The 24,058-nt window shown below is 69.8% G+C and carries 25 protein-coding genes; 11 read left to right on the top strand and 14 right to left on the bottom strand.

Features of this window, described 5'->3' with window-relative positions:
- The first annotated feature begins 1 nt into the window (after position 1).
- The 3 genes from L942_RS30995 (at position 2) to L942_RS31005 (ending at position 3,765) form a co-directional block, all read left to right on the top strand.
- Entirely contained in the window at positions 2 to 1,714 is a 1,713-nt protein-coding gene (locus tag L942_RS30995) for a sodium/solute symporter (protein ID WP_037367254.1), read from the top strand.
- A gap of 72 nt (positions 1,715 to 1,786) precedes the next feature.
- A complete protein-coding gene (locus tag L942_RS31000; RefSeq protein WP_037367255.1) occupies positions 1,787 to 2,137 on the top strand; it encodes a DUF485 domain-containing protein in 351 nt (116 codons plus the stop codon).
- Entirely contained in the window at positions 2,134 to 3,765 is a 1,632-nt protein-coding gene (locus tag L942_RS31005) for a solute symporter family protein (RefSeq protein ID WP_037367257.1), read from the top strand. Before L942_RS31000 ends, L942_RS31005 begins: the two co-directional genes overlap by 4 nt.
- 57 nt (positions 3,766 to 3,822) lie before the next feature.
- On the opposite strand, the gene L942_RS31010 is transcribed toward L942_RS31005, so the two are convergent.
- The 5 genes from L942_RS31010 to L942_RS31030 form a co-directional block, all read right to left on the bottom strand.
- A complete protein-coding gene (locus tag L942_RS31010) occupies positions 3,823 to 4,563 on the bottom strand; it encodes an isocitrate lyase/PEP mutase family protein (protein WP_037367259.1) in 741 nt (246 codons plus the stop codon).
- Complete coding sequence (locus tag L942_RS31015) at positions 4,560 to 5,018, bottom strand: carboxymuconolactone decarboxylase family protein (protein WP_037367260.1); 459 nt, start codon at positions 5,016 to 5,018, stop codon at positions 4,560 to 4,562. The genes L942_RS31010 and L942_RS31015 overlap by 4 nt, the downstream gene beginning before the upstream one ends.
- Before the next feature lie 143 nt (positions 5,019 to 5,161).
- Complete coding sequence (locus tag L942_RS31020; protein ID WP_037367261.1) at positions 5,162 to 5,899, bottom strand: peptidylprolyl isomerase; 738 nt, start codon at positions 5,897 to 5,899, stop codon at positions 5,162 to 5,164.
- A 123-nt stretch (positions 5,900 to 6,022) separates the two neighbouring features.
- Positions 6,023 to 6,985, bottom strand: coding sequence for a methylmalonyl Co-A mutase-associated GTPase MeaB (gene meaB, locus L942_RS31025; RefSeq protein ID WP_037367262.1), 963 nt, complete (start codon positions 6,983 to 6,985; stop codon positions 6,023 to 6,025).
- 1 nt (position 6,986) lies between these two features.
- The gene (locus L942_RS31030; RefSeq protein WP_037367398.1) at positions 6,987 to 8,174 is read right to left on the bottom strand and encodes an acetyl-CoA C-acetyltransferase; all 1,188 of its coding nucleotides are present in this window, start codon (positions 8,172 to 8,174) and stop codon (positions 6,987 to 6,989) included.
- Positions 8,175 to 8,314: 140 nt separating this feature from the next.
- On the opposite strand from L942_RS31030, the gene mce reads away from it, so the two are divergent.
- The gene (gene mce / locus L942_RS31035; protein ID WP_009073871.1) at positions 8,315 to 8,779 is read left to right on the top strand and encodes a methylmalonyl-CoA epimerase; all 465 of its coding nucleotides are present in this window, start codon (positions 8,315 to 8,317) and stop codon (positions 8,777 to 8,779) included.
- A 120-nt stretch (positions 8,780 to 8,899) separates the two neighbouring features.
- Here mce and L942_RS31040 read toward each other — a convergent pair whose 3' ends face one another.
- Both L942_RS31040 and L942_RS31045 read right to left on the bottom strand, forming a co-directional pair.
- Positions 8,900 to 9,493 carry a TetR/AcrR family transcriptional regulator gene (locus L942_RS31040; RefSeq protein ID WP_037367264.1) on the bottom strand — a complete coding sequence of 198 codons (594 nt, stop codon included), beginning with the start codon at positions 9,491 to 9,493 and terminating at the stop codon, positions 8,900 to 8,902.
- Positions 9,494 to 9,526: 33 nt separating this feature from the next.
- Positions 9,527 to 9,895, bottom strand: coding sequence for an SPW repeat protein (locus tag L942_RS31045; protein WP_051166366.1), 369 nt, complete (start codon positions 9,893 to 9,895; stop codon positions 9,527 to 9,529).
- Between the two features lie 199 nt (positions 9,896 to 10,094).
- On the opposite strand from L942_RS31045, the gene ccrA reads away from it, so the two are divergent.
- The 4 genes from ccrA to L942_RS31065 all read left to right on the top strand — a co-directional run bounded on the left by ccrA (position 10,095) and on the right by L942_RS31065 (position 14,489).
- The gene (gene ccrA, locus L942_RS31050; protein WP_037367265.1) at positions 10,095 to 11,435 is read left to right on the top strand and encodes a crotonyl-CoA carboxylase/reductase; all 1,341 of its coding nucleotides are present in this window, start codon (positions 10,095 to 10,097) and stop codon (positions 11,433 to 11,435) included.
- A gap of 129 nt (positions 11,436 to 11,564) precedes the next feature.
- Positions 11,565 to 12,863, top strand: coding sequence for a chromosome segregation protein (locus L942_RS31055; protein ID WP_051166379.1), 1,299 nt, complete (start codon positions 11,565 to 11,567; stop codon positions 12,861 to 12,863).
- A gap of 56 nt (positions 12,864 to 12,919) precedes the next feature.
- On the top strand, positions 12,920 to 13,369 hold the full coding sequence (locus L942_RS31060) for a universal stress protein (protein ID WP_037367267.1): 450 nt from the start codon (positions 12,920 to 12,922) through the stop codon (positions 13,367 to 13,369).
- A 4-nt stretch (positions 13,370 to 13,373) separates the two neighbouring features.
- The gene (locus L942_RS31065) at positions 13,374 to 14,489 is read left to right on the top strand and encodes an adenylate/guanylate cyclase domain-containing protein (protein WP_037367269.1); all 1,116 of its coding nucleotides are present in this window, start codon (positions 13,374 to 13,376) and stop codon (positions 14,487 to 14,489) included.
- 343 nt (positions 14,490 to 14,832) lie between these two features.
- Here the strand turns inward: L942_RS31065 and paaE are convergent, their stop codons facing one another.
- The 6 genes from paaE to paaZ are packed head-to-tail and all read right to left on the bottom strand — an operon-like array spanning position 14,833 to position 20,537.
- The gene (gene paaE / locus L942_RS31070; RefSeq protein WP_037367270.1) at positions 14,833 to 15,909 is read right to left on the bottom strand and encodes a 1,2-phenylacetyl-CoA epoxidase subunit PaaE; all 1,077 of its coding nucleotides are present in this window, start codon (positions 15,907 to 15,909) and stop codon (positions 14,833 to 14,835) included.
- Complete coding sequence (paaD, locus tag L942_RS31075) at positions 15,910 to 16,401, bottom strand: 1,2-phenylacetyl-CoA epoxidase subunit PaaD (protein ID WP_106965100.1); 492 nt, start codon at positions 16,399 to 16,401, stop codon at positions 15,910 to 15,912. It abuts the gene before it with no gap.
- Between the two features lie 8 nt (positions 16,402 to 16,409).
- Positions 16,410 to 17,267 (bottom strand): 1,2-phenylacetyl-CoA epoxidase subunit PaaC, encoded by an 858-nt coding sequence (paaC, locus tag L942_RS31080; protein ID WP_037367272.1) that lies wholly within the window; start codon positions 17,265 to 17,267, stop codon positions 16,410 to 16,412.
- 8 nt (positions 17,268 to 17,275) lie between these two features.
- A complete protein-coding gene (gene paaB, locus L942_RS31085; RefSeq protein ID WP_009073848.1) occupies positions 17,276 to 17,560 on the bottom strand; it encodes a 1,2-phenylacetyl-CoA epoxidase subunit PaaB in 285 nt (94 codons plus the stop codon).
- On the bottom strand, positions 17,557 to 18,513 hold the full coding sequence (paaA, locus tag L942_RS31090; protein ID WP_200862979.1) for a 1,2-phenylacetyl-CoA epoxidase subunit PaaA: 957 nt from the start codon (positions 18,511 to 18,513) through the stop codon (positions 17,557 to 17,559). Before paaA ends, paaB begins: the two co-directional genes overlap by 4 nt.
- Positions 18,510 to 20,537 (bottom strand): phenylacetic acid degradation bifunctional protein PaaZ, encoded by a 2,028-nt coding sequence (gene paaZ / locus L942_RS31095; RefSeq protein ID WP_037367273.1) that lies wholly within the window; start codon positions 20,535 to 20,537, stop codon positions 18,510 to 18,512. The genes paaA and paaZ overlap by 4 nt, the downstream gene beginning before the upstream one ends.
- 199 nt (positions 20,538 to 20,736) lie before the next feature.
- Between paaZ and paaI the strand changes: the two genes are divergently transcribed.
- The 3 genes from paaI to L942_RS31110 are packed head-to-tail and all read left to right on the top strand — an operon-like array spanning position 20,737 to position 23,005.
- On the top strand, positions 20,737 to 21,132 hold the full coding sequence (paaI, locus tag L942_RS31100) for a hydroxyphenylacetyl-CoA thioesterase PaaI (RefSeq protein ID WP_037367408.1): 396 nt from the start codon (positions 20,737 to 20,739) through the stop codon (positions 21,130 to 21,132).
- A gap of 5 nt (positions 21,133 to 21,137) precedes the next feature.
- Positions 21,138 to 22,418 (top strand): phenylacetate--CoA ligase PaaK, encoded by a 1,281-nt coding sequence (paaK, locus tag L942_RS31105; protein WP_037367275.1) that lies wholly within the window; start codon positions 21,138 to 21,140, stop codon positions 22,416 to 22,418.
- Positions 22,415 to 23,005: a TetR/AcrR family transcriptional regulator gene (locus L942_RS31110; protein ID WP_009073839.1), complete on the top strand. Its 591-nt coding sequence runs from the start codon at positions 22,415 to 22,417 to the stop codon at positions 23,003 to 23,005. The genes paaK and L942_RS31110 overlap by 4 nt, the downstream gene beginning before the upstream one ends.
- A gap of 4 nt (positions 23,006 to 23,009) precedes the next feature.
- Here the strand turns inward: L942_RS31110 and L942_RS31115 are convergent, their stop codons facing one another.
- The gene (locus L942_RS31115) at positions 23,010 to 23,996 is read right to left on the bottom strand and encodes a saccharopine dehydrogenase family protein (protein WP_037367277.1); all 987 of its coding nucleotides are present in this window, start codon (positions 23,994 to 23,996) and stop codon (positions 23,010 to 23,012) included.
- Positions 23,997 to 24,058: the final 62 nt, after the last annotated feature.

Consider the following 24,058-nt stretch of genomic DNA (forward strand, 5'->3'; position numbering starts at 1 on the left):
GATGGACATCGCGCTCGCGGTAGCCCCGGTCGTCCTCGTCACGCTGCTCATCGGCGTGCGCGGGGTCGCCGCCATGCGCACCACCTCCGACTTCCTGGTGGCGTCCCGGCGAATCTCGCCCTTCGTCAACTCCGCCGCGGTCTCCGGCGAATACCTCTCCGCCGCGTCCTTCCTCGGGGTCGCCGGGCTGATGGTGAAAGACGGCGTCGGCGCGCTCTGGTATCCGGTCGGCTTCACCGCGGGGTATGTCGCGATGCTGGTGCTCGTCGCCGCCCCCATGCGCAGATCCGGCGCACTCACCGTTCCCGACTTCGCCGAAGCCCGCCTCGCCTCCCCCGCGCTGCGCCGTCTCGCCGCGGTCGTCGTACTCGTCATCGGGACCATTTACGTAGTCCCGCAATTCCGCACGGCCGGACTGGTCCTCACCGCGGTCGGCGGAACTCCGTACTGGGTCGGCGTGGTCATCGCGGGCACCGCGGTCAGCGTCACGCTCGCGCTCGGCGGGATGCGCGCGGCGACGTACGTCCAAGCCTTCCAATTCTTCCTGAAACTCCTGCTGTTCCTCGTTCCCGCGCTGTGGCTGGTGCTCCACATCGGCGCCGAGACCCGCGACGCGAGCCTCACGCCGGTCGAGTTCACCCGCTTCTCGCACACCACCCCGGTGCAGTTCGACCACGACGTCACCCTCACCTTCCGCGAGCCCACCGCGATCGAGGACCGCGGCACGGTGCCGCCCGGACAACTGGTGGTGCACAAGGGAGACCAGCTCACCTTCGCCGCCGGCGCGCAGGTCCCCGGCGTGAGCGGAGAGGTCGCGCTGGGCGGGCCGGACTGGCAGCGTCCGCTGCTGGAGATCGACAAGGGCTATCCGCTGCTGGGCACGTGGGCGGTCCTCCTCGCGACCGTTCTCGGCACGATGGGCCTGCCGCACGTCCTGATGCGCTTCCACACCAGCCCGGACGGCCGCGCCGCCCGCCGCACCGCCGCGATCACCGTGGCGCTGCTGGGGGTTTTCTACCTTTTCCCCGGCGTCTACGGCGTCCTCGGCCGGGTTCTCGTGCCGCAGCTGTATCTGTCCGGGAACACCGACACCGTGGTCGTCGCGCTTCCCTCGCAGGTCGACCACAGCTGGGCCGGGCAGTTGTTCACCGCGTTGCTCACCGCGGGCGCGTTCGCCGCGTTCCTGGCGACCTCGCTGGGCCTGCTGCTGGTGATGTCCGGCGCGCTCGCCTACGACCTGATGCCCGGCGGCCTGCGCCGCTTGCGGGTGACGGTGGTGTTCGCCGCGATCGCGATGGTGCTGCTCGCGCTGCCCTCCGCACGGCTCGACGCCGGAGTGCTGGTGACGTGGGGCTTCACCGTCGCCGCGTCGACGTTCTGCCCGCTGCTCGTGCTCGGCATCTGGTGGCAGCGGCTCACCGCGGCGGGCGCGATCGCCGGGGTGCTGACCGGGCTGGCGGCCTCGTCCGGGTCGATCCTGTTCGCGCTGGCCGGGCCCTCGGCGCAAGGCTGGGTGGCGATCTTGGTCTCGCAACCGGCACCCTGGTCGGTACCGCTCGCGTTCGGCGTGATGATCACGGTGTCACTGCGCGGGCGCCCACCGTCCTGGGCCGGGGCCGCGATGCTGCGCTTGCACCTCGACGAGCGCCCTTCGTCCGCTTCCGGGGACCGTTCGTCAACCGTTCGTCGTGCCGCGCGGCGTTTGAGCCGCTGACGGTTCCGCTCGCCCGGCGTCCTCCCTACTGTGTCGCGGACCACATCCGCAGCGTCGCACAAGGGAGATCCCATGAGCGCAGGCGACCCGTCCGGCGCGCCGCCGGACTCGACCTGGGAGCAGGTGCACGACAGCGCCGAGTTCCGCCAACTCCGCGAGCGGCTCCGCCGGTTCGTGTTCCCGATGGCCGGTCTGTTCCTCGCCTGGTACCTGCTCTACGTCCTGCTCGCCGACTACGCGCACGGCTTCATGAGCACGAAGATCGCCGGCAACTTCACCGTCGGCCTCCTCTTCGGCCTGCTGCAGTTCGTGTCCACGTTCCTGATCACGTGGCTGTACGTGCGCTACGCCAACAAGAACCTCGACCCGCTGGCCGAGCGGATCAAGGACGACATCGAGAACCCGGCGAAGGAGACGCAGTGAAGACTCTCGCCGCGAGCGTCGAGGGAAGCAACCCGGCGCTCAACATCACGATCTTCGCGCTGTTCGTGGTCATCACCCTGGTGATCGTGTTCCGCGCGAGCCGCAATACGAAGACCGCGTCCGACTACTACGCGGCCGGCCGCGCGTTCACCGGCCCGCAGAACGGCATCGCGATCTCCGGCGACTACCTGTCGGCGGCTTCGTTCCTCGGCATCGCCGGCGCCATCGCGGTGTACGGCTACGACGGGTTCCTGTACTCGATCGGGTTCCTGGTGGCGTGGCTGGTCGCGTTGCTGCTGGTGGCGGAACTGCTGCGCAACACCGGCAAGTTCACCATGGGCGACGTGCTGGCGTTCCGGATGAAACAGCGTCCGGTGCGCGCGGCGGCGGCGATTTCGACGCTCGTGGTGTCGTTCTTCTACCTGCTGGCGCAGATGGCGGGCGCGGGCGGGCTGGTCGCGCTGCTGCTCGGCATCGAGGGCAAAGCCGCCCAGTCGCTGGTGATCGCGGTGGTCGGCGTGATCATGATCGCCTACGTCCTCATCGGCGGCATGAAGGGCACCACCTGGGTGCAGATCATCAAGGCCGCGCTGCTGATCGTCGGCGCGCTGGCGATGACGCTGTGGGTGCTCGGCAAGTACGGCTTCAACTTCTCCTCGCTGCTGCAGGGCGCGGTCGACAAGGCGGGCAAGGCCGGCGAAGCGCTGCTCGGGCCGGGCAAGCAGTACGGCACCAACGGCACGACGAAGCTGGACTTCTTCTCCCTCGGCATCGCGCTGGTGCTGGGCACCGCGGGCCTGCCGCACGTGCTGATGCGCTTCTACACCGTGCCGACCGCGCGGGAGGCGCGTCGTTCGGTGGTGTGGGCGATCGTGCTGATCGGCGTGTTCTACCTGTTCACCCTGGTGCTCGGCTACGGCGCGGGCGCGCTGGTGGGACCGGACGCGATCAAGAAGGCACCGGGCGGCGTGAACTCCGCGGCTCCGTTGCTGGCGCTGAACCTCGGAGGCCCGGTGCTGCTCGGGTTGATCTCGGCGATCGCGTTCGCCACGATCCTCGCCGTGGTCGCGGGGCTGACGATCACCGCGTCCGCCTCGTTCGCGCACGACGTCTACGCGAACGTGCTGAAGAAGGGCAAGGCCACCACTGGTTCGGAGGTCCGCGTCGCGCGGATCACCGCCGTGGTGATCGGCATCGTCGCGATTCTGGGCGGCATCCTGGCGAACGGGCAGAACGTCGCGTTCCTGGTGGCGCTGGCGTTCGCGGTGGCGGCTTCGGCGAACCTGCCGACGATTCTCTACTCGCTGTTCTGGAAGCGGTTCAACACCCAGGGCGCGCTGTGGAGCATTTACGGCGGGCTGATCGTGACGATCGTGCTCATCGTGTTCTCTCCCGCGGTGTCCGGGAAGCCGGTCGACCCGAAGACCGGCAAGAGCGCGTCGATGCTGCAGGGCGTCGACTTCCACTGGTTCCCGCTCGACAACCCGGGTCTGGTGTCGATCCCGATCGCGTTCGTTCTCGGCTGGCTGGGCACGATCCTGTCGAAGGAACACGACAAGGCGAAGTTCGCCGAAATGGAAGTCCGGGCGCTGACCGGTGCGGGCGCGGAAAAGGCCGTGCAGCACTGATTTCCCGCCCGCGGAAACCGCTGGGCACCGCTTTCGCCGCGGTGCCCAGCGGTTTTTTCAGTACGGCAGCTTCCCCTGTGCGATCTCGCCGAGCGTGCCCTCCAGCAGACCGCGCAGATACCGCCACAGTCCGGCCCCCAGGGAAATCCGGGCTACCCCCAGTTCGGCAAGCCCGGCCAGCCCCGGACCGCCGGGCAGCGCCGAAGCGTTGACCGGACCGTCCACCTGCCGGACGAATTCGGCCAGCACCTCGGGCGAACGCACGAGAATCGGGTACACACAGTCGGCACCGGCTTCGAGATACGCCCGCCCGCGCGCGACCGCGTCGTCGAGCACCGTCTGCTCGTCCGGCGCTCCGAGGAACGAATCCACCCGCGCGTTGAGCACCAGTCCGTCGCCCGCCGCACTGCGCAGCCCGGCGAGCCACTCCGCTTGCTCCGCGGCCGGCCGCTGACTGCCCTTGCCGTGGTCGGTGTCCTCGATGTTGCAGCCGACCGCACCGATCTCTTTCAAGCGGGCGGCGAGATCCGCCGGTGCCAGGCCGTATCCGGCTTCGGCGTCCACCGTCACCGGCACGGACACCGCGTCCACGATCCGCTTGGCCGCCGCGAGCATCTCGTCCGCCGACGCGCCTTCGTGGTCCGCCTGCCCGAGCGCCGCCGCGACCGCCGCGGAACTCGTTGCCACCACTGGGAATCCGGCCGCTTCGACCGCCTTCGCGGTATCCGCGTCCCACGCGTTCGGCAGGATCAGCGGCTTTCCCGGCACATGCAGCGCCCGCAGTTCCCGAGCGCTCACGCGGCACGCTCCGGCAGCGGCGCGTGGCTCGCGACCATGAGCCGGTTCCAGGTGTTGATGGCGACGACGCACCACGCCAGCGCGCGGTACTGGTCCTCGGTGAACACGCGGACCGCCTCGGCGTAAACGTCTTCCGGGACGTCCCGGTGGTCCGAAATCAGAGTCATCGCCTCGGTGTAGGCGAGCGCGGCGCGTTCCTGCTCGGTGAACAGGTCGGTCTCGCGCCAGCCCTCGAGCACATAAAGCCGCCGCGGCGACTCGCCGGCCTCGACGGCCATCGCCGCGTGCATGTCGAGGCAGTACGCGCACCCGTTGATCTGCGACGCGCGGATTTTGACCAGCTCGACGAGCTTCACGTCGAGCCCCGCGTTCGCGGCGGCCTTCTTCACCTCGCCCTGCAGGTGGGACATCGCCTGATACAACGCGCCCGTCGCGAGCGCGATTCGCTTCGTCATGGCACCCACGCTAATCGGGAGTGGCCTAGCCGAATGGTCCAGTTCGGGGCGGGCGGCTTGGGCCAGTCAGGCATGCGGCCGCGCAGTGCGGGGCCGGATCCCGCCTCAAAAGAGTGCAGTACCTGGCCCGTTCTGCTGCTCCCTCAGCGCCCGCAGAAGCAGAGCGGCAGAACCAGCTCCAGGTCCGTCTTCCGCACCGGCTTCCCGTCCACCGGCGTCTTGCCCGGCGGCGTGTCCGCGTCCGGCTGGATGCCGCCCGCCGCGACGCGGTCCAGCGTGCGCAGTCCGGCCGAACCGACCGTGCCGAAGACCGTGTAGTTCGGCAGCAGGCTGGAATCCCCGTACACCACGAAGAACTGCGATCCGTTCGTGTCCGGGCCGGCGTTCGCCATGGCCAGCAGGCCGCGTGCGTACGTCCGGCGCTTGCCGGTCGGGTCGGAGGGGGCGGGCGGGAGCGTCGTCGGGAGTTCGTCGCGGAACTTGTAGCCCGGGCCGCCTTCGCCGGTGCCCGACGGGTCGCCGCACTGCAGGACCTTCAGCGTCGGGTACGCGGTGAGCCGGTGGCAGGTCGTCTGGTTGTAGAAGCCGTGCGCGGCCAGGTGCAGGAAGCTCTGCACGGTGCACGGCGCCTGCGCGCGGTCGAGCTTCAACCGGAGCAGGCCCTGGTTGGAGAAGATCGCGACATCGACACTGCCGCGGTCCGGCGTGTGCTTCGGGTCGCGAGGCAGGGGAACCGGACGCACTGCGGGGTCGTCCGGGGTTTCGGTGTACTGGCACGGCCCCGAGGTGACCTTCGCCTTGGGCGCCTCCGCCGCCGAAGCCGGGGCGGCCACCGCGACCAGCGACAACGCGGTCAGCACGGACACGAGCAGTCTTTTCATTCCGGTCCCCTCCCAGTGCACGGAGGATCGCAGTATAGGGACGGGAAACTGCCCGCGCTTCCGGCGAAAGTCGCATCCTGGCCGGTGGCGAACGCCCGCGTCGGGTGTCTTGCGGCGAGGTCGCTAGCCCTTCAGCTCCGCGATCAACTGGTCCGCCGCCGCGAACGGGTCCAGCTCCCGGGCCACCACGCGCGCCGCCACCTCGCCCAGCCGGTCGCCGTCCCGGAGATCCGCCAGTTCCGCGTGCAACCTTCGCAACGCGATCGCGGCGACTTCCTCCCGGGCGCGAGCGGCGCGGCGGCGGTCCAATTCCCCGTGCGCGAGAAGCCATTCATGATGCGCACGCAACGCCGACACCACCTCGTCGACGCCCTCGCCTTTCGCCGCCACCGTGCGGACGATCGGCTGCCGCCAGCTCGGCCCGCGCAGTTCGCGGCGGGCGAGGGCGATCATCTGCTTGAGGTCGTGCACCGTCGCGTCGGCGCCGTCGCGGTCGGCCTTGTTAACCACGAACACGTCCGCGATCTCCAGCACGCCGGCTTTCGCCGCCTGGATGCCGTCGCCCATTCCCGGCGCCAGCAGCACTACCGTGGTGTCCGCGAGTTTCACTACGTCCACTTCGGACTGTCCAACCCCGACAGTCTCGATCAGCACCACGTCGAACCCGGCGGCGTCCAGCACCCGCGCCGCCTGCGGGGTCGCCCAGGAAAGGCCGCCGAGGTGGCCCCGGGTCGCCATCGAGCGGATGAACACGCCGGGATCGGTGGCGTGCTCGGTCATCCGGATCCGGTCGCCGAGCAACGCGCCCCCGGAAAACGGCGACGACGGATCGATCGCCAGCACCCCGACCCGCAAACCTTCGCCGCGCAACGCGGTGAGCAGCGCGGACGTCGAGGTCGACTTGCCGACCCCGGGCGGGCCGGTGAGCCCGACGACGCGGGCGCGCCCGGTGTAGGGCGTCAGCGCGCGGGCGATGTCCGCTACTCGCGGCGAGGAATCCTCAACCAGCGAAATGAGCCGGGCGACCGCACGCGGTTGTCCTTCCCGCGCGCGGCCGACCAGCTCGTCGAGGTCCGGGCCGGCCAACTTACGCCGACGGGACGCGGATCAGCAGCGCGTCGCCCTGACCGCCGCCGCCGCACAGCGCGGCCGCGCCGAGCCCGCCGCCCCGCCGGCGCAGCTCGTGCACCAGGTGCACGGCCAGCCGCGCACCGGACGCGCCGATCGGGTGGCCGAGCGCGATCGCGCCGCCGTTGACGTTCACCTTCGACTCGTCCAGGCCGAGCTTCTCGCTCGACACCAGGCCGACCGCGGCGAACGCCTCGTTGATCTCCACCAGGTCCAGGTCGGACACGTCCAGCTTCGCCTTCTTCAGCGCGGCGCGGATCGCGTTCGACGGCTGCTCGTGCAGGCTCGCGTCCGGACCGGCGACGACGCCGTGCGCGCCGATCTCGGCCAGCGGCGTGATGCCCAGCTCGGCCGCCTTCTCCGGGCTGGCCACGATCACCGCGGCCGCGCCGTCGGAGATCTGCGACGCCGAGCCCGCGGTGATGGTGCCGTCCGAGGCGAACGCCGGACGCAGCTTCGCGAGGCTCTCGGCCGTGGTGTCGGCCCGCACGCCCTCGTCCGCGGAGAACACGACCGGGTCGCCCTTGCGCTGCGGGATCGACACCGGCGCGATCTCCTCGCGGAAGAACCCGGCCTCGATCGCCGCGGCCGCCCGCTGGTGCGAACGCGCGGAGAACGCGTCCTGCTGCTCGCGGGTCACGCCATAGCGGCTGTTGTACTTCTCCGTCGACGAGCCCATCGCGACCTGGTCGAACGCGCAGAACAGGCCGTCGTAGGCCATGTGGTCGACCAGCGTCGTGTCGCCGTACTTGAAGCCCGAACGGGACTTCGGCAGCAGGTGCGGCGCCTGCGTCATCGACTCCTGGCCGCCCGCGACGACGAGGTCGAACTCGCCCGCGCGGATCAGCTGGTCGGCGAGCGCGATCGCGTCGAGACCGGAAAGGCAGACCTTGTTGACGGTCAGCGCCGGGACGTCCATCGGGATGCCCGCGGCGACCGCGGCCTGGCGCGCCGGGATCTGGCCCGCGCCGGCGGTGAGCACCTGGCCCATGATCGTGTACTGGACCTGGTCCGGGGAGACGCCGGCCCGCTCGAGCGCGGCCTTGATCGCGATCCCGCCCAGCTGGGCTCCCGAGAAGTCCTTCAACGAGCCGAGCAGTCGCCCGATCGGGGTACGGGCAGCGCCCAGGATCACGGAACCGGACACGACGTCCTCCAAAGCATCGGTGCACTGGCAGTGTTCCCACGATACGGCCTGCGCGGGCTTCCCGGCGCGTCTTGATGGAGCCAGTGTGAGGGGGCGCACGCGGGGTTCCGCGGGCCGCCGCGAGGCTTATCCTCCCCGGTATGGACACCGAGCCCAGCGCATCCGTGCTCAAGCCGTTCGTGACCGCGATCGACCACGTCGGGATCGCCGTGCCCGACCTCGACGCGGCCATCGCCTTCCACCGCGACCACTTCGGCCTGGAGGTCGCGCACGAGGAGGTGAACGACGAGCAGGGCGTGCGCGAGGCGATGCTGCGCGCCCCGGGTACCGCGGGCACCGAGACGATGATCCAGCTGCTCGCCCCGTCCCGGGACGATTCGACGATCGCCAAGTTCATCGGCCGCAACGGGCCGGGCCTGCAGCAGCTCGCGCTGCGAGTGTCCGATGTGGACGCCGCGGCGGCGGCGCTGCGGGAGAAGGGCCTGCGCCTGCTGTACGACGCGGCCAAGCGCGGGACGTCGAACAGCCGGGTCAACTTCGTGCACCCGAAGGACGCGGGCGGGGTTCTGGTCGAACTCGTGGAGCCCGCCGCCTCCGCACACTGACCTCTCCCCCACGAGGGTCTGTGAAGGGCTCCTGGAAGGAATCTGATTCCCGCAAGGAGCCCTTCACGGACCTGCGGGAGCGGGACAGGCGTCCACACCGAGGTGCCCGCGGCGCGGTTCTCACACCGCCGAAGCGGGCGGCGTGCCCTTCGGCACCCGGGCCGAGAGCGCGTTCGCCACGAACGTCAGCTCCCCGTCGAACTCCGCCGGACGGTCGTCCCCGGAATGCCGGGCCGTCGCGTGCCGGTGGGTGACCGCCCGGGCCAAGAGCCCGGAGGCGTTGTCGATGTCCGGCCCGGCGAGCCGTCCGCCGGTGGCGGCCACGATCACCGACCGCATCAGCCGGACCAGCTGCTGGAATCGTTCGGACAGCGCGTCCCGGACCACGTGATGGGTGTCGGCCTCGCGCCACAGCAGGTGCGAGAGCCCGAGCGAACCGGCGAACCGGCGGTCGAGTTCGCCGACCAGCCTGCGCAGCGAACCCGCCAGGTCGCCCGGAACGACGACCGCGGCGGGTTCGATGCGTTCGTCCGGCAGCCGGTCGACCAAGGCGGCCAGCAGGTCGGACTTGCGGCGGAAGTAGTAGTGGACCAGGCCCTTCGGGACCCCGGCGCGCTCCGCGATGCGGGACGTCGGGGTCGCCTCGAAGCCGGACTCGGCGAACAGCTCCTCCGCCGCGCACAGGATCCGTTCCTTCGCCGAGTCCTCGGTCATCTCACCTTTCCCAACCAGGGCGTCGCTGCCCCGTCAGTGCTGGCCCGCCATCCGGTGGGCGGCGTTGGCCTCCGGCATCGCGGCCGCGCCGGCGATGATCGTCAGCGCACCGGCGACCCAGGACGTCCACGACGCCCCGTTGAATTGCGTATACCCCATCACCCACGGCGCGATGAACAGCAACGCGCCGAGGACGATCTGCACGCCCTCGCCGTAAACCATGCTCGGCGCCGCGAGCGACACCAGGCCGTCGATCGCGATCAGCGCGCCGAGGATCACCATCGTCCACACCATCGTGGTGTTCGTGCTCAGCCAAAGGGGTGAAAGAGCGGCGACAACACCAATCACGACCTCGGCCCAGTCGTAGGGCCGCGTCCAGGCGCGCGTCGAGACTTCACTCATTCGTGCTCACCTCCGCCGGAAAAGAGCCGTTCAGGGAGATTTCCCATCTCCGACTATGCTCCTTGACTGGCCAGACGGTCAAGATTCGTGCGTCACACTTCGACTCGTGTACGGGGTCTTCGTCTCGTACAGTGAGGCCCCCGGTTACCGACGAGTAATTTCGTCCTGTCGCGCCGCGACCGACCCCTGGAGGTTCCCGATGACGCACCTCGACGAGATCCAGCAGGCGATCCTCGACGGCCGCCTCGACGCGATCGCCGAGCTGCCCGTGCCCGAGAGCTACCGGGGCGTCACCGTGCACGCCGACGAGGTCGACATGTTCGAGGGCCTCGAAAGCCGCGACAAGGACCCGCGCCGTTCGCTGCACGTGGACGAGGTGCCGACGCCGGAGCTGGGCCCGGGCGAGGCGCTGGTCGCGGTGATGGCCAGCGCGATCAACTACAACACCGTCTGGACCTCGATCTTCGAGCCGATCCCGACGTTCAAGTTCCTGCGCAAGTACGGGAAGCTCTCGCCGCTGGCCAAGCGGCACGACCTGCCGTATCACGTGGTCGGCTCCGACCTGTCCGGCGTCGTGCTGCGCACCGGCGCGGGCGTGCACAACTGGAAGCCCGGCGACGAGGTCGTCGCGCACTGCCTGAACGTCGAACTGGAGGGCCCGGACGGGCACAACGACACGATGCTCGACACCGAGCAGCGGATCTGGGGCTTCGAGACGAACTTCGGCGGGCTCGCCGAGATCGCGCTGGTCAAGGCGAATCAGCTGATGCCGAAGCCGGGGCACCTGACCTGGGAGGAAGCCGCCTCCCCCGGGCTGGTGAACTCGACCGCGTACCGGCAGCTGGTGTCGCGCAACGGCGCGGACATGAAGCAGGGCGACGTCGTGCTGATCTGGGGCGCTTCCGGCGGCCTCGGCTCGTACGCGACGCAGTACGCGCTCAACGGCGGAGCGATCCCGGTGTGCGTCGTGTCCAGCCCGGAGAAGGCGAAGATCTGCCAGAAGCTCGGCGCGGAGCTGATCATCGACCGCACCGCTGAGGGCTACCAGTTCTGGAAGAACGAGAACGAGCAGGACCCGAAGGAATGGCAGCGGTTCGGCGCGAAGATCCGCGAGCTGACCGGCGGCGAGGACCCGGACATCGTGTTCGAGCACCCGGGCCGGGAGACCTTCGGCGCGTCCGTCTACGCCGCGCGCAAGGGCGGCACCATCGTCACCTGCGCGTCCACCTCGGGGTACATGCACCAGTACGACAACCGGTACCTGTGGATGAACCTCAAGCGGATCATCGGCTCGCACTTCGCGAACTACCGCGAATCGTGGGAGGCCAACCGGCTCATCGCGAAGGGCCTGATCCACCCGACGCTGTCGAAGACGTACTCGCTCGAAGAAACCGGCCAGGCCGCCCTTGACGTGCACCGCAACGCGCACCAGGGCAAGGTCGGCGTGCTCGCGCTGGCCCCGGAAGAAGGACTCGGCGTGCGCGACGAGGAGCTGCGCGCGAAGCACCTCGACAGCATCAACGCGTTCCGCGGGGCATGAAGGCAGACCACCGGCCCAATCGGTCCGGCCGCTCGGCGCACGAGCGGCCGGACCCGCCGGGTGCTCACCCGTCCGTGACCGCGGAGCGACTACGGTGGTGTCATGAGTCTTGGCGATGAACGCGAACTCGTGCCGCTGGGAGCCGGCTTCGACGTAGCGAAGCGGGGGTACAGCCGGGCCCAGGTCGACGAACACCTGGAACGGCTCGACGGCGACCTGAAGATGCTCACCGCCGACCGCGACGCCGCCATCGCCCAAGCCGGCGACCTGGCCCGGCAGCTGGAGGTCGCGCGGGGCGAGATCGCCGACCTCCGCGGTCAGGTCGACCGGCTCGCGCAGCCGCCGACCAGCGTCGAGGGCCTGTCCGAACGCCTCCAGCGGATGCTGCGGCTGGCCCAGGACGAGGCCGCGGACACCCGCGCCCGGGCCGAGGCCGAGGCGGGCCACATCCGGGCCAAGGCCGAGACCGACGCCAGCGCCATGCGCGCCCGGTACGAGCAGCTGCTCACCGAGCTGGACCTGCGCCGCAAGGAGATGGAGGCCGAGCACCGCAAGGTGCTCGAGGACGCGCGCGCCGAGGCCAAGCGGATCACCGACGAGGCCGAGGCCGAGCGCAAGAAGCTCGACGCGGAGTCCGAGGCCCGCCGCACGCAGGTCGAGGAAGACTTCGAGATCGCCATGGCCACGCGCCGGGCCGAGGCGATGCGGGTGCTGGCCGAGCAGGAGGCGGCCAGCAAGGCCGAAGCCGAGCGCCGGGTCCGCGAGGCCGCCGAGGACGCGGCCGCGATCCGGGCGAAGGTGCTCGAGGAGGAGACGGCCGCCAAGGCCGACATCGACCGCCGCCAGCGCGAATCGGTCGCCGACGCGAACAAGCGCCGCCAGGACTCGATCACCGAGGCCAACGCGCGGCTCGCGGAGGCCGCCGACGAGGCCCGCCGCCGCGTCCGCACCGCCACCGACGAGTCCAACCGCCGGATCACCCAGGCCAACGAGCGGGTCGAGGCCCTGCGCGCGGTCCGGGCGAGCCTGGCCGAGCAGGTCCGGTCGGCCCGCACGGTGCTGGCCGAGGCGCAGCACGTGCTCGGCGAGATGGACGGCGAGGTGCCCGCGGACATCAAGAAGGCCGCGGCCGAGACGGCCAACGGCTCCGGGCCGAAGTCCGGCACGAACGGCAGCACCGCGGCCAGTGCGCAGAGCGGCGGCAAGGCGGCCGCTCAGGGCAGCGGTGCCGCTTCGGGTTCCCAGGGCGGCAAGCCCAGCACCCCGGCCGGGCAAGGTTCCGCTGGTCAGGGCGGCAAGAGCGCACCGGCGAACAGCGGAAAGGCCGCCGCGGGCAGCGACGTCGAGCAGACCGTCCGGCTGCGTACGTCCGACGTGCCCAAGCCGCAGCCGCAACCGCGCCCGGCGGGAAAACCGACTGGCGAGTAACCTTCCCCCGCGAAGGGGCCGCGCCGCCCCGCTGACCGATCGCCGGGAGGTTGTGGATGGCTGTCTATCGGACTGTGGTGGTGGGCACGGACGGGTCCGACTCGTCCTTCGCCGCGGTGGACAAGGCCGCCGGGGTGGCTGCCGACGCCGGGGCGACGCTCGTCGTCGTCTGCGCGTACCACCCGGCCAGCCGCCAGGATGTGGAACGCGCGCAGGACGAGCTGGGCGACGAGGCCTACCAGGTGGTCGGGTCCGCGCCCGCGGAGGACACGCTGCAGTCCGCCCGCGACCGGGCGGCGAAGGCCGGTGCCACGAACGTCGAGACGGTCGCGCTGGAGGGCCAGCCGGTCGAGATGCTGCGGAAGGTCGTGAAGGACCGCGAGGCCGACCTGCTCGTGGTCGGCAACCGCGGCCTCAACACCCTGACCGGGCGGATCCTGGGCTCGGTGCCGTCGGAGGTGGCCCGGAAGTCGGGCGTCGACGTGCTGATCGTGCACACCACCTGAGGCCGTGGCCGATACTTCCCGGGACCTGCAGCAGCGGCTGGAACGCGCCCTGCTGGGCGGGCCCCGCCGCTACACCCGGCTCGACGTCGCGAAACGAGCCGGCGTGCCCGAAGAACGCTCGCGCCGGCTGTGGCGGGCGCTGGGTTTCGCCACGGTCGAAGACGACGAGGTGGTGTTCACCGACGCCGACGTCGAAGCGATGCGCATCGCCGACGGCCTGGTGAGTTCCGGCTTGGTCGCGCCCGGGATGGAAGTCGCGGTGACCCGTGCCCTCGGCCAGCATCTGTCCCGGCTGGCCGAGTGGCAGGTGCACATGCTGTGGCAGCTGATCACCGAGAACCCGGAACTGGCCCGCAGCGACCGCCAGGTCACCCGCCTCGTCGAACGCCTGCTCCCCGAACTGGAGCAGGTGCAAAACTACGTCTGGCGCCGCCACCTGGCCGCCTTCGCCGGGCGCGCGTTCGCCAGTCCGGACGAGGACCTGGAAACGCGCGCCCTGGTCGTCGGCTTCGTGGACATGGTCGGCTACACGCGTTTCACGAGGGAAGCCGACGAGGAAGAACTGACCCAGGTTCTCGACGGTTTCGAATCGCTGGCCACCGAAGTCATCGCCGAACACCACGGCAGGGTGGTGAAGATGATCGGCGACGAGGTCCTCTTCGTCGCCGACACCGCCGCCGACGGCGCGGAAATCGCCCTGACCCTGGCCGAACGCACCGGCGAAGACGGCGGCCTGCCCGCGGTCCGAGCCGGCATGGCCTCCGGACGGGTCCTGTCCCGCTTCGGCGACGTCTACGGCTCCGTCGTCAACCTGGCCGCGCGACTCACCTCCGCGGCGAGGCCGGGGACCGTACTCGTCGACCGGGAACTGGCCGGAGAACTGGAGTCCCTGCCGCAGTTCGACCTCCGCACCCGCCGCCCGATCGCCGTGCGCGGATACAGCCGCCTCCGCCCCTCCGCGCTGCGCCGGGCGAAGGACAAACCCACCGGCCGCTTCGCTTCCTCCCAGCAGCTGGCCGCGGAAATGCTGGGCCTGGGCGAACCCGCCCCGGCGGAAACCCCAGAACCCGACGACTTCCCCACGCCGCCCGTGCCGCGGAAACGCCGCCGGCGCCGCTGACCGAACGTGAGGGGCCCCTTCACTACCCGCCGGGGTCCGTGAGGGGCCCCTTCACGTACCTAGATTCCCTCAAGGAGCCCTTCACGGACCGCCCGCTCGCCGAATGCACCCGGCAGCCGCTGGCCCCAACGCGCCCCCGCACCCAACCGATGCGCACCACCCACCCAACCGCACCGACGCACCCACGACCGAGGCACCCACCCCTCCCCCAACCCCGATACGAAGCCGACACACGGCGCGGGAGTGCTTGTCAAGGCACGCTTTCCCGCCTTGACAAGCACTCCCGCGCCGTCGTGACAATCAAACTTCGGGGTGCCCCACGCAACCACTCAACCCACTAACCTCAAGCATCGAAATCGACCGTGACCCGCTCAGAAACCGGATGCGACTGGCAAGTCAACACAAACCCAGCCTCCACCTCAGCCTTCTCCAGCGCGAAATTCCGCCGCATATCCACCGCCCCCTCGGTCACCCGAGCCCGGCAGGTCCCGCACACCCCGCCCTTGCAAGCGAACGGCAAATCCGGCCGAAACCGCTGCGCCCCGTCCAGCACCGAGGACTCCCGCGGCACATTCATCGTCGTGGACCGGCCGTCCAGCACCAACGTGACCTCGGACGAAGCCCCGGCCACCGCGGGATCGACATGTTTGACCGGCTCCGGCGGCACATCGTCCACATAGAACAGTTCCTGATGGATCCGCTCCCCCGGAACCCCCAGCGACGCAAGAAGATCCTGCGCCGAGGTCACCATCCCGAACGGCCCGCACAGCCAAAACTGGTCAACATCCGCAACCGGCACGATCGACTCGAACAGCGCCCGCAGCTTGTCCGCGTCCAACCGCCCGGTGAACAACTCGGCCTCACGCGGCTCCCGCGACAACACGTGCACGAGTTCCAGCCGAGCCGGATAACGATCCTTCAAATCCGCCAGCTCGTCCGCGAACATCACCGTGTCGGTACGCCGATTCCCGTACAGCACAGTCACCGTAGCGTCCGGCGTGGCCAGCAACGAAGCCGCGATCGACAGCACCGGCGTGATCCCGGAACCCGCGGCGATCAGCACGTGGTGGCCGCCCGCGGTGAGATCCGGCGTGAACGACCCCGTGGGGGCGGAAACCTCGATCGTGTCCCCCGGGCGGACCTCATTGACCAGCCACGACGAGAACACCCCTTCGGGCACGAGACGCACTCCGACCCGGGGCCGCTCCCCCGCCGCGGCACAAATCGAATACGACCGCCGCTCGTCCCGCCCGTCGACGACCCGGCGCAAGGTCAACGACTGCCCGGGCGCGAAGGCGTAAGTCGAGGCCAGTTCTTCAGGCACGGCAAAGGTCACGGCCACAGCGTCGTCGCAAAGCCGCTCGACCTCGGCCACCCGCAACGGATGGAACCCGGCACGGCGGGAAACGGTGGCAGTCACTCAAATCTCCTTGACGTGTTCGAACGGCTCCCAGCAAGACCGGCACCGCCGCAACGCTTTGCACGCGGTCGCGCTGAACCGCGACTGCTCCTCGGTATCCCACGACCCGCAATGCGGACAAGCCACCCGCCGCACGGATGGCCCGAGCGTCAACGGAATCGGCCCGGCCGCCCGGCGAGGCGCGTCCCCCGGCGGCGCGATCCCCGCTTCGGCCAGCTTGCGCCGCCCGTCCTCGCTGATCCAGTCCGACGTCCAAGCCGGTTCGAGCACCGTGCGGATGTCGATCTCGGTATACCCCGCGTCCCGCAAAACGTGCTCGAGGTCGTCCCGCATGGTGTCCATGGCCGGACAACCGGTGTAGGTCGGCGTGATCGACACCGTGACCCGACCGTCCTCTTCGGACACTTCACGCAGGACGCCGAGGTCGGCCAGCGTGAGCATCGGCAGCTCCGGGTCGGTCACCGTCTCGGCGACGGCGCGAGCGTTCCACAACATCGTCGTCACCACGTCGCTCCCGGCATCGCCCGAGCCACACTCTGCAGCTCAGCCAGCAGGAAGCCCATCTTCTCGGTGTGCACCCCGTCGCGCCCAGTACGCCCGGAAACCCCGGCGACAGTCCCGGTTTCCGGCCGTTCCAAGGCAGCCGCCGCCAACGCCTGGTCCACGACGGCGTCGAACTCCGGCCGCAGCGAAGAAGCATCCACCAGCTCGTCCGGATGCGTCGCGAACAGCTCGTCGACATACGGCCACACCGCGGCCAGCCCCTCGGCCATCCGCTCGTGCGACAACGGCGTGCCATCGCCCAAGCGGACCAGCCACTGCGCGGCGTAGTCCCGGTGATAGGTCAATTCCTTCACGCCCTTGGCCGCGATCGCCGCCAGCACCGGGTCCACACTGGACTCCAGCTGCTGGAACAACGCCAGCCGCCAGGTCGAGAACACGAACAGCTGCGCGATCAGATGCCCGAAGTGCCCGCCGCCCAGCTCGGCAAGCCGCACGTTCCGGAACTCGTTCTCCGCGCGCAAGAACGCGAGCGTGTCCTCGGTACGGCCGGTGCCGTCCGCCTTGCCGGAACGAGCCAGCAGCAACCGCGCCTGGCCGAGCAGGTCGAGGGCGATGTTCGCGATCGCGACCTCGTCCTCCAGCTCGGGCGCGCTCGCGACCCACTCCTGCAACCGGTGCGAGAAAATCAACGCGTCGTCGCCCAGCATCAGGCAGTACGCGGCCAGCCGCGCCCCGTCCACTCCGGACGGCACCGACGTGTCCACACCGGACAACGGGTCGGCGAACCCGGTACCGAAGGCCCACCGGGCGTCGTTGTCCTCGGTGATGGCTTCGTAGACGTTGTCGAAAGACATCCCAGACCTCACATGTGGGGAACGTTGTCGGGGATGTCGTAGAACGTCGGGTGCCGGTACACCTTGTCCCCACTGGGCGCGAAGAACGGGTCCTTCTCGTCCGGCGAGGACGCGGTGATGTCCGAGGCCCGCACGACCCAGATCGACACCCCTTCGTTGCGGCGGGTGTAGAGATCGCGCGCGTGGTGCAGCGCCATCTCGTCGTCCGCCGCGTGCAGCGAACCCACGTGCACGTGGTTCAGTCCCCGCTTCCCGCGGACGAACACCTCGTACAGCGGCCAGTCGTGCTTCATGCCGAAACCTCTCTCTTGGCCGCGTGCGCCGCCGCGGCCTCCCGAACCCAGGCACCGTCTTCGTGCGCGCGCCGCCGGTGCGCGATCCGCTGCGCGTTGCACGGGCCGTTGCCCTTGAGCACGTTCTTGAACTCGTCCCAGTCGACCGCGCCGAAGTCGTAGTGCTCCCGCTCGGGATTCCAGCGCAGCTCCGGGTCCGGGAAGGTCACGCCGAGCGCTTCGGCCTGCGGCACCGACATGTCGACAAAGCGCTGCCGCAGCTCGTCGTTGGTGTGCCGCTTGATCTTCCACGCCATCGACTGCGCGGTGTTCGGCGAATCCGCGTCCGGCGGGCCGAACATCATCAGCGACGGCCACCACCAGCGGTTCACCGCCTCCTGCACCATGTCCCGCTGCTGCTGGGTGCCCTTCATCATGGTCATCAGCAGCTCGTAGCCCTGCCGTTGGTGGAAGGACTCCTCCTTGCAGATGCGGATCATCGCCCGCGCGTAGGGCCCGTACGAAGACCGGCACAGCGGCACCTGGTTGCAGATCGCCGCGCCGTCCACCAGCCAGCCGATCACGCCGACGTCGGCGAAGGTCAGCGTCGGGTAGTTGAAGATCGACGAGTACTTCTGCTTGCCGGTGATGAGCTTGTCGGTCAGGTCCGCGCGGTCCGCGCCGAGCGTCGCCGCCGCGGAGTACAGGTACAGCCCGTGCCCGGCCTCGTCCTGCACCTTCGCCAGCAGGATCGCCTTGCGCCGCAACGACGGCGCGCGCGTGATCCAGTTGCCCTCCGGCTGCATGCCGATGATCTCCGAATGCGCGTGCTGCGCGATCTGGCGGATCATCGTCTTGCGGTAGCCCTCGGGGATCCAGTCGCGCGGTTCGATGCGCTGGTCCCGTTCGATGGTCCGCTCGAAGAGCGCTTCGAGTTCCTCCACAGGTTCGGCGCTTTCCAATGTCTCGGTCACGGCTGCTCCTTCGAGACGAGGGTGAGCACGTCGTACTTCGCGACCGAGTCGCCGTTCTGGTTGGTGACGTCGGCGTCCCAGCGGACTTCGCCGTACTCCTGGTCGATCCGGGGCGTGATCTGCTTGGCCGTCAAGGTGACCGTCAGCTGGTCGTCCACCTTCACCGGCGTCAGGAAACGCAGGTTCTCCAGGCCGTAGTTGGCCAGCACCGGGCCCGGCTCGGGCGAGACGAACAAGCCGGCGGCGAACGACACGACCAGGTAGCCGTGCGCCACGATGCCGCCGAACAGCGGGTTCGCCGCGGCTGCCTGCTCATCGGTGTGCGCGTAGAAGGTGTCGCCGGTGAACTCGGCGAAGTGGTCGATGTCCGCGCGGGTGACGGTGCGCGGACCGGCCACCACCGTGTCGCCGATGTTCAGCTCCGCCAGCGACTTCCGGAACGGGTGCTCGCCTTCGACGCGCGGACCGCCCTCGACCCACCGGCCGGTGACCGCGGTGAGCACCTTCGGGCTGCCCTGCACGGCCGTGCGCTGCATGTGGTGCAGCACGCCGCGGATGCCGCCCATCTCCTCGCCGCCGCCCGCGCGACCGGGGCCGCCGTGCACCAGCTGCGGCATCGGCGAACCGTGCCCGGTGGATTCCTTCGCGTCCTCGCTGTCGAGCACGAGCAGCCGGCCGTGGTACGGCGCGACGCCCAGCACGATCTCGCGGGCGAACTCCGGGTCGCCGGTCACGACCGACCCGGCCAGGCTGCCGCCGCCGCGGGCCGCGAACTCGATGACCTGCTTGACCGACGTGTACGGCATCAGCGTGGACACCGGGCCGAACGCCTCGACCTCGTGCGGTTCGGCGCGTTCCGGATCCGCCTTGAGCAGGATCGGCGACATAAACGCGCCGGTCGCCTCGTCGCCGTCCACGACCTCGACGTGCTCCGGGTCGCCGAACACGATGCTGCCCGCGTCGAGCAGCGCCTTCAGCGAACGGCGCACCTCTTCGCGCTGTTCCAGGCTGGCCAGCGCGCCCATCCGGACGCCCTCGGAACCCGGGTTGCCGACAGTCACCTTGGCGAGCCGGGCACTGGCCGCTTCGGCGACGTCGTCCAGCATCTCGGCCGGGACGAACGCGCGGCGGATCGCGGTGCACTTCTGGCCCGCCTTCACCGTCATCTCGGTGACCAGCTGCTTGACGAAGAGATCGAACTCCGGCGTGGACGGGCGGGCGTCCGGGGCGAGGATCGAGCAGTTCAGCGAGTCGGCCTCGGCGTTGAACCGCACCGAATTCCGTACGATCGCCGGGTGCGCGCGCAGCTTCTGCGCGGTGGACGCGGAACCGGTGAAGGACACCAGATCCTGCGCGGTGACGTGGTCGAGCAGGTCGCCGACGCTGCCCGCGACGAACTGCACCGCGCCTTCGGGCAGGATCCCCGACTCGACGATCAGCTCGACGAGCCGCGCGGTCAGGTACGCGGTCTGGCTGGCCGGTTTGATCAGGCTCGGCACCCCGGCCAGGAACGCGGGTGCGAACTTCTCCAGCGGACCCCACACCGGGAAGTTGAAAGCGTTGATCTGGATCGCCACACCCCGCAGCGGGGTGGCGATGTGCTGCGCGACGAACGTGCCGCCGCGGCTGAGCGGCTCGACCGCGCCCTCGACGTACACCGTGTCGTTCGGCAGCTCGCGCTTGCCCTTCGAGCCGTAGCTGAACAGAACGCCGATGCCGCCGTCGATGTCGAACTTCGAGTCACCGAGCGTGGCACCCGTGCGCGCCGACAGCGCGTACAGCTCTTCGCGGTGCTCACGCAGATGCGAAGCGAGCGCCTTCAGCAGCGCGGCCCGCTGATGGAACGTCAGCTTCCGCAGTGCCGGACCGCCGACGCTGCGGCCGTACTCGAGCGCCGCGGCGAAGTCGATCCCCTCCGACGAAATCCGGGCCACTTCCTCCCCGGTCGCCGCGTCGTGCAGCGGGGCGCCCTCGCCCGGCGCCGTGTGCCATCCCCCGGAGACGTAGCTGCGGAGCAGAACCATGCCGACCCTCTCGCCGAATTACCAACCGGACGTTCAGTAATTCGCAGGATAGCCGTTCTCCCGGCTGATCGGAACCCCCGCATTGCTTGACACCGCCGGAGTCGCGGCCTTTACTGTGGTCCAGCTGGATTACCGGCCATTCGGTCAGTAAGTCACCATCCCGGAGGACTGTCTCGTGACCCGCAACGCCGCGCACGCCATGTTCGACACCGACGAGGCGTCCCGCGCCCTCGGCATCGAACTCGTCGAGGCGGCCGACGGCCGGGCGGTGGCCACGATGAAGGTCACCGAGACGATGGTCAACGGGCACGACATCGCCCACGGCGGTTACGTGTTCCTGCTCGCCGACACCGCTTTCGCCCTCGCCTGCAACACGCACGGGCCGGTCACCGTCGCCGCGGGCGCGGAGATCTCGTTCGTCGCCGCCGGAAAACTGGGCGACCACCTCGTCGCGACGGCCGCCGAGCGCACCCGCTACGGCCGCAACGGCATCTACGACGTCACGGTGCACCGGGAAACCCCCGGCGGCCCCGAGGTCGTCGCCGAATTCCGCGGCCGCAGCCGCGTCATCGAGAAAAACCGGGAAACACAGTGACCCCCATGACCGCAGACCTCGCCGAAACCGTCAGCGCCGACGAGCTGGCCGCGCTCCAGCTGGAACGGCTGCAGTGGACGCTGCGGCACGCGTACGAGAACGTCCCGCTGTACCGCAAGAAGTTCGCCGAAGCCGGCGTGCACCCCGACGACTGCCGCGAACTGGGCGACCTGGCGAAGTTCCCCTTCACCACCAAGGCCGACCTGCGCGAGAGCTACCCGTTCGGGATGTTCGCCGTGCCGCAGGAGAAGATCCGCCGGCTGCACGCGTCCAGCGGCACCACCGGGAAGCCGACCGTCGTCGGCTACACCGAGGACGACCTGGACACCTGGGCCACCGTGATGGCGCGCTCGATCCGCGCCGCGGGCGGACGGCCGGGGCACAAGGTGCACGTGGCCTACGGCTACGGCCTGTTCACCGGCGGGCTCGGCGCGCATTACGGCGCGGAAAAGCTCGGCTGCACGGTGATCCCGGCGTCCGGCGGCATGACCGCCCGGCAGGTCCAGCTGATCACGGACTTCCAGCCGGAAATCATCATGATCACGCCCTCGTACATGCTGACGCTGCTCGACGAGTTCGAGCGCCAGGGCGTGGACCCGCGGGCCAGTTCGCTGAAGGTCGGCATTTTCGGCGCGGAGCCGTGGACCGAGCAGATGCGCGGCGAGATCGAAGAGCGGTTCGCGCTGGACGCCGTCGACATCTACGGCCTGTCCGAGGTGATGGGCCCGGGCGTCGCGCAGGAATGCGTGGAAACCAAGGACGGCCTGCACATCTGGGAGGACCACTTCTTTCCCGAGGTGATCGACCCGTTCACCGAGCAGGTGCTGCCCGAAGGCGAGCGCGGCGAGCTGCTGTTCACGTCGCTGACCAAACAGGCGCTGCCGATCATCCGCTACCGCACCCGCGACCTGACCCGGCTGTTGCCCGGCACCGCGCGTCCGGCGTTCCGGCGGATGGAGAAGGTGACCGGCCGCAGCGACGACCTCATCATTTTGCGCGGGGTCAACGTTTTCCCCACGCAGATCGAGGAAATCGTGCTGCGCACCGAGGGCTTGAGCCCGCACTTCCAGCTGGTCCGCTCGACCCGCGGCCGCCTCGACCACCTGACCGTGCGCGTCGAAGCCCGCGCCGACACCACCGCCGAGGGCCGGTCACTGGCGGCCTCCGCGGTGGCCGCCGGGGTAAAGGACGGCGTCGGCGTCAGCGTGTCGGTGGAGGTCGTGGACCCGGACACGCTGGAGCGGTCGCTCGGTAAAATGCGACGCGTGCTGGACGAACGCTCGTGACCGCCCCCGCCCGCCGCGGCCGGCCTGGCTACGACCTGGAGTCGCTGCTCCAGGTCGCGGTCAAGCTGTTCAACGACCGCGGCTACGACGGGACCAGCATGGAGGACCTGTCGCGCAAGCTCGGCATCACGAAATCCGCGATCTACCATCACGTGCCGAGCAAGGAAGAACTGCTGCGGCTGGCGGTGGACCGGGCTCTGGACGGGCTTTTCGAGGTCGCGGAATCGACGGAAGCGCTGGACGGGCGTGCCATTGACCGCCTGGAGCATCTGGTGCGCGGAAGTGTGCTGGTGCTGGCGGACCGGCTGCCGTTCGTGACGTTGCTGCTGCGAGTACGGGGCAATACGAAGGCCGAACGGGCGGCGTTGGCGCGACGGCGCGAGTTCGACCATCTGGTGACGGACTTGGTGAAGCAGGCCGAGGCGGAAGGGGACGTCCGGCCGGACATCGACCCGGCGATCGCCGCGCGGTTGCTGTTCGGCACGGTGAACTCGCTGATCGAGTGGTACCGGCCGCGGCGCGGAGCGTCCCCGGAGGAACTGGCGGACGCGGTGTGCAAGATGGCGTTCGACGGGTTGCGCGCCTAGCCGCTCAGTGCCAACCGGCTTCGAAATCGGCATCCGGTATCGCCCGCAGAAACTCGGCGGCGGCGAAGGCCTCGCCTGGTGCCAGCGCGCCCGAACCACGATATCTGCCGTCGAGGAGCCGGACGGCGGCTTCGACCAGCATCGGCGCGGTCGAGGCGTAGATGTCGCGCCCGGTCGCGGTGCCGCGGCGACGCTCGGCACCGGAGGCGACCACGACTTCGACCGCGAAGCGCTGAGCCGAACGTCCGCGCTCCGGGGCCGGGGTGTCCGGGTCGTGAAGGTCGTCGAGCGGGGCGGTGTTCAGCCAGGAGCGCAGTGTCCCGATGTCGAGATGCCGGTCGATGGTGACGACTTCGGAGAACGGCAGCTCCACAGTGGACTGTGCGCCGATCGGCTCCGGGAAGTCCCATTTGCCGGTCGCTGCCGGAACGGAGAGCGGAGCGAGGACACCGTCGCGGATCACCAACCGGGTCGCGGTGTTGCGGGCACCGGTGACCCGGGTTCCCGCGGTCGGCCACCAGCGGTCCAGCCCGATGGCGATCTCGACCTCGGCGGCGGCCGTCTCCGGACCGAGCGTGGCGGTAAGGAGCAGGTCGGCCAGCCCGCCGTAGAACGCCATGGCGGGCACGACGACGGTTCCAGCTGAACGCGCGGGCGCGTCGAGTTCGCGGTAAAGCTGCTGGACGGCTGGCTGCTCAGCGGTCACGTCCAGGTAGTGAGTGCCGGTCTCGACGGCTGCCGTCGCGAGCGGCAGCGCGGTGTCCAGGAACGGGCCAGCGCAATTGAGCACTACCGCGACGCCGTCGAGGAGCGCCCGCAAACCAGGTCCGTCGTCGACGCTTGCGGTGCGCTGGGGCAAATCCGGGAAGCGCGACGACGGACCGCGTCCCGCGACGATCGGCTGAATACCGCGTCGCAGCAACTCGGCGACGACGAACTTTCCGGTGTGGCCGCTGGCGCCGTAGACCAGAACACGCTGGGAATCTGTCATGCCCCTGATTCTGGGCACTCCCGCGCGCCGCTGGTGAGTGTCTGAAAGGACCAGTTGCGTAC

This window comes from Amycolatopsis orientalis DSM 43388 (genome assembly GCF_000411975.1).
GTDB lineage: Bacteria > Actinomycetota > Actinomycetes > Mycobacteriales > Pseudonocardiaceae > Amycolatopsis > Amycolatopsis orientalis_D.

What these genes read in the sequence shown, in the direction of transcription:
- paaZ (WP_037367273.1), bottom strand. Translation starts at nt 20,537, where the DNA reads ATGGTTCTGCTCCGCAGCTACGTCTCCGGGGGATGGCACACGGCGCCG.
- paaC (WP_037367272.1), bottom strand. Translation starts at nt 17,267, where the DNA reads ATGTCTTTCGACAACGTCTACGAAGCCATCACCGAGGACAACGACGCC.
- mce (WP_009073871.1), top strand. Translation starts at nt 8,315, where the DNA reads ATGGACACCGAGCCCAGCGCATCCGTGCTCAAGCCGTTCGTGACCGCG.
- ccrA (WP_037367265.1), top strand. Translation starts at nt 10,095, where the DNA reads ATGACGCACCTCGACGAGATCCAGCAGGCGATCCTCGACGGCCGCCTC.
- L942_RS31040 (WP_037367264.1), bottom strand. Translation starts at nt 9,493, where the DNA reads ATGACCGAGGACTCGGCGAAGGAACGGATCCTGTGCGCGGCGGAGGAG.
- paaB (WP_009073848.1), bottom strand. Translation starts at nt 17,560, where the DNA reads ATGAAGCACGACTGGCCGCTGTACGAGGTGTTCGTCCGCGGGAAGCGG.
- L942_RS31000 (WP_037367255.1), top strand. Translation starts at nt 1,787, where the DNA reads ATGAGCGCAGGCGACCCGTCCGGCGCGCCGCCGGACTCGACCTGGGAG.
- paaK (WP_037367275.1), top strand. Translation starts at nt 21,138, where the DNA reads ATGACCGCAGACCTCGCCGAAACCGTCAGCGCCGACGAGCTGGCCGCG.
- paaI (WP_037367408.1), top strand. Translation starts at nt 20,737, where the DNA reads ATGTTCGACACCGACGAGGCGTCCCGCGCCCTCGGCATCGAACTCGTC.
- L942_RS31015 (WP_037367260.1), bottom strand. Translation starts at nt 5,018, where the DNA reads ATGACGAAGCGAATCGCGCTCGCGACGGGCGCGTTGTATCAGGCGATG.
- L942_RS31060 (WP_037367267.1), top strand. Translation starts at nt 12,920, where the DNA reads ATGGCTGTCTATCGGACTGTGGTGGTGGGCACGGACGGGTCCGACTCG.
- L942_RS31020 (WP_037367261.1), bottom strand. Translation starts at nt 5,899, where the DNA reads ATGAAAAGACTGCTCGTGTCCGTGCTGACCGCGTTGTCGCTGGTCGCG.
- L942_RS30995 (WP_037367254.1), top strand. Translation starts at nt 2, where the DNA reads ATGGACATCGCGCTCGCGGTAGCCCCGGTCGTCCTCGTCACGCTGCTC.
- L942_RS31045 (WP_051166366.1), bottom strand. Translation starts at nt 9,895, where the DNA reads ATGAGTGAAGTCTCGACGCGCGCCTGGACGCGGCCCTACGACTGGGCC.
- L942_RS31115 (WP_037367277.1), bottom strand. Translation starts at nt 23,996, where the DNA reads ATGACAGATTCCCAGCGTGTTCTGGTCTACGGCGCCAGCGGCCACACC.